The following is a 3,218-nucleotide window of genomic DNA, read 5'->3' on the forward strand; positions in this document are numbered from 1 at the left end:
GGCTCTGTTGCAAAGATTGGCGGCAGTCAGAGGTAGGCTGTCGCTCTGCGCCGATCAGGCGGCTGCTGCGAAATGGTGGTTGAGCATGCCCATGGCCTCCGTCAGCGCCGAGGGCCCAATGCCAAAAGCTCTCTCCACAAGGCGCACCTCGCCCCTGATGCCGGGCTGCAGGCACCAGGGGCGAGCCTGTCCTTTGCGCAGGGCTCGCATGACTTCGAATCCCTTGATCGTGGCATAGGCCGTGGGGATCGATTTGAAACCGCGCACCGGCTTGATCAGTATCTTGAGCTTTCCGTGATCGGCCTCGATCACGTTATTGAGATACTTCACCTGCCGGTGGGCCGTCTCCCGGTCCAGCTTTCCTTCGCGCTTCAATTCGGTGATCGCTGCACCATAGCTCGGCGCTTTGTCGGTATTGAGCGTGGCAGGCTTTTCCCAGTGCTTCAGGCCTCGCAGGGCCTTGCCCAGGAACCGCTTCGCTGCCTTGGCGCTGCGGGTCGGCGACAGGTAGAAATCGATCGTGTCGCCCCGCTTGTCGACTGCCCGGTACAGGTAGGTCCACTTGCCCCGCACCTTGACGTAGGTTTCATCCAGGCGCCAGCTCGGATCAAAGCCACGCCGCCAGAACCAGCGCAGCCGCTTCTCCATCTCCGGGGCGTAGCACTGGACCCAGCGATAGATCGTCGTATGGTCGACCGAAATGCCGCGTTCCGCCAGCATTTCCTCAAGGTCGCGATAGCTGATCGGATAGCGACAATACCAGCGCACCGCCCACAGGATCACATCACCCTGGAAATGGCGCCACTTGAAATCCGTCATCGTTCCGTCCGTCCAATCTCCGCCAAGCATGCTCAAGCTTCACGATTTTTGCAACAGAGCCCACACGAGTATTGAGCATAGTCGAGATTGGTGCAGATCACTTCTGATATTGAACTGTCAGGAGCTGGCTGCACAACAGCCATTACGCCCAATCAACTGGTGCAGTCGTCTTCTGAAAATGACATTTGGTATCTCTCATAAACGGATGTTTTTGAGAGAACTATCTTCGGCCTTCACACGCACGAAAGGCGGCGAAGCTCCGCCGTTAATCCGTCCGCCGGAGATCTCGCCCAGGCAGGCTGAAGGCCGAGCAAGCCTGACAGGCCCGAAAAGCCCGGCACGGGCGTCGGCGGCGATGACGGCGGCGGCATTATCCAGGGTTGATGATGGAAGTGGAGGATATCGACAACCTCTCGCGCAACCAAGACATCGCGGTCGGACTGCAAGTGATCTTGAAGCCACGGGCCCGTCCCACCCCGACATGGACCTCGATGCCCGAACGGACGTTAGATTTCGAGTTCTAGGCGTTCTGCGATGAAGGTTGGATCCCAGCCGGGATTGAAAGTGTCGACGTGGGTGAATCCGAGCCGCTCGTATAGGCCACGCAGGTTCGGGTGGCAGTCGAGCCGCAGCTTGGCGCACCCCTGCGTTCGCGCGGCATGGCGGCAAGCCTCGATCAGCGCGGAGCTGACACCCCGGCCCGCATGTGTCCGTCGCACCGCGAGCTTGTGCAGATATGCGGCCTCCCCCTTGAGGGCGTCGGGCCAGAACTCGGGATCCTCGGCCGACAAGGTGCAACAGCCGACGATGCCGTCGCTGCAACTCGCGACTAGGAGCTCGGATCTCAGGACGAAGGTCTCCGCGAATGTCCGGTCGATCCGCGCGACGTCCCAGGCGGGCGTTCCCTTGGCGGACATCCACGCCGCAGCGTCGTGCATCAGCCGCACAACCTCGTCGATATCACCCGAGCAGGCGACCCGAACGTTCGGAGGCTCCTCGCTGTCCATTCGCTCCCCTGGCGCGGTATGAACCGCCGCCTCATAGTGCAGTTTGATCCTGACGAGCCCAGCATGTCTGCGCCCACCTTCGCGGAACCTGACCAGGGTCCGCTAGCGGGCGGCCGGAAGGTGAATGCTAGGCATGATCTAACCCTCGGTCTCTGGCGTCGCGACTGCGAAATTTCGCGAGGGTTTCCGAGAAGGTGATTGCGCTTCGCAGATCTCCAGGCGCGTGGGTGCGGACGTAGTCAGCGCCATTGCCGATCGCGTGAAGTTCCGCCGCAAGGCTCGCTGGACCCAGATCCTTTACAGGAAGGCCAACGGTGGCGCCCAAGAAGGATTTCCGCGACACCGAGACCAATAGCGGAAGCCCCAACGCCGACTTCAGCTTTTGAAGGTTCGACAGCACGTGCAGCGATGTTTCCGGTGCGGGGCTCAAGAAAAATCCCATCCCCGGATCGAGGATGAGCCGGTCGGCAGCGACCCCGCTCCGTCGCAAGGCGGAAACCCGCGCCTCGAAGAACCGCACAATCTCGTCGAGCGCGTCTTCGGGTCGAAGGTGACCGGTGCGGGTGGCGATGCCATCCCGCTGCGCTGAGTGCATAACCACCAGCCTGCAGTCCGCCTCAGCAATATCGGGATAGAGCGCAGGGTCAGGAAATCCTTGGATATCGTTCAGGTAGCCCACGCCGCGCTTGAGCGCATAGCGCTGGGTTTCCGGTTGGAAGCTGTCGATTGAAACACGGTGCATCTGATCGGACAGGGCGTCTAAGAGCGGCGCAATACGTCTGATCTCATCGGCCGGCGATACAGGCCTCGCGTCCGGATGGCTGGCGGCCGGTCCGACATCCACGACGTCTGATCCGACTCGCAGCATTTCGATCGCCGCGGTGACAGCGCCGGCGGGGTCTAGCCGCCGGCTCTCATCGAAGAAGGAGTCCTCGGTGAGATTCAGAATGCCGAACACCGTCACCATGGCGTCGGCCTCCGCAGCGACTTCCACGATGGGGATCGGGCGAGCAAAAAGGCAGCAATTATGAGCCCCATACCTACAAAGCCCCACGCATCAAGCTTTTGCCCATGAAGCAACCAGGCAATGGCTGTAATTATGACGACGCCGAGTCCCGACCAGACTGCATAAGCAACACCGACAGGGATGGATTTCAGAACCAGAGAAAGAAAATAAAATGCGATGCCATAACCGATTATGACAACGGCGGAAGGGGCAAGCTTAGTAAAGCCCTCGCTAGATTTTAATGCGGATGTTGCGATTACTTCGCCAACTATTGCGATAACAAGAAAAAGCCAGCCTTTCATGATATATCTCCCAATTTGTGTAGGGCTTATTATGCACGCTTAAAAATAATAAAAGCAGACTTGACCTGATAGTTTGGCTGTGAG

4 protein-coding genes are annotated in these 3,218 nt (G+C 59.5%); all 4 read right to left on the reverse strand.

Annotated elements, in window-relative coordinates; translation table 11 throughout:
- Positions 1 to 54: 54 nt before the first annotated feature.
- The 4 genes from OKC42_RS22520 to OKC42_RS22540 all read right to left on the reverse strand — a co-directional run bounded on the left by OKC42_RS22520 (position 55) and on the right by OKC42_RS22540 (position 3,134).
- Positions 55 to 819: an IS6-like element IS6100 family transposase gene (locus OKC42_RS22520; protein ID WP_001389365.1), complete on the reverse strand. Its 765-nt coding sequence runs from the start codon at positions 817 to 819 to the stop codon at positions 55 to 57.
- 506 nt (positions 820 to 1,325) lie between these two features.
- Entirely contained in the window at positions 1,326 to 1,826 is a 501-nt protein-coding gene (locus OKC42_RS22530; protein ID WP_000376623.1) for a GNAT family N-acetyltransferase, read from the reverse strand.
- Between the two features lie 127 nt (positions 1,827 to 1,953).
- Positions 1,954 to 2,793, reverse strand: coding sequence for a sulfonamide-resistant dihydropteroate synthase Sul1 (gene sul1, locus OKC42_RS22535; protein ID WP_000259031.1), 840 nt, complete (start codon positions 2,791 to 2,793; stop codon positions 1,954 to 1,956).
- The gene (locus OKC42_RS22540; RefSeq protein ID WP_000679427.1) at positions 2,787 to 3,134 is read right to left on the reverse strand and encodes a quaternary ammonium compound efflux SMR transporter QacE delta 1; all 348 of its coding nucleotides are present in this window, start codon (positions 3,132 to 3,134) and stop codon (positions 2,787 to 2,789) included. Before OKC42_RS22540 ends, sul1 begins: the two co-directional genes overlap by 7 nt.
- Positions 3,135 to 3,218: the final 84 nt, after the last annotated feature.

Source organism: Aeromonas sp. Y311-2 (genome assembly GCF_027706025.1).
In the GTDB taxonomy this organism is placed as follows: Bacteria; Pseudomonadota; Gammaproteobacteria; order Enterobacterales; family Aeromonadaceae; genus Aeromonas; species Aeromonas veronii.

Bases quoted from the DNA above. Each gene is read 5' to 3' on its own strand.
- OKC42_RS22540 (WP_000679427.1), bottom strand. From the start codon at position 3,134: ATGAAAGGCTGGCTTTTTCTTGTTATCGCAATAGTTGGCGAAGTAATC.
- OKC42_RS22530 (WP_000376623.1), bottom strand. From the start codon at position 1,826: ATGGACAGCGAGGAGCCTCCGAACGTTCGGGTCGCCTGCTCGGGTGAT.
- sul1 (WP_000259031.1), bottom strand. From the start codon at position 2,793: ATGGTGACGGTGTTCGGCATTCTGAATCTCACCGAGGACTCCTTCTTC.
- OKC42_RS22520 (WP_001389365.1), bottom strand. From the start codon at position 819: ATGACGGATTTCAAGTGGCGCCATTTCCAGGGTGATGTGATCCTGTGG.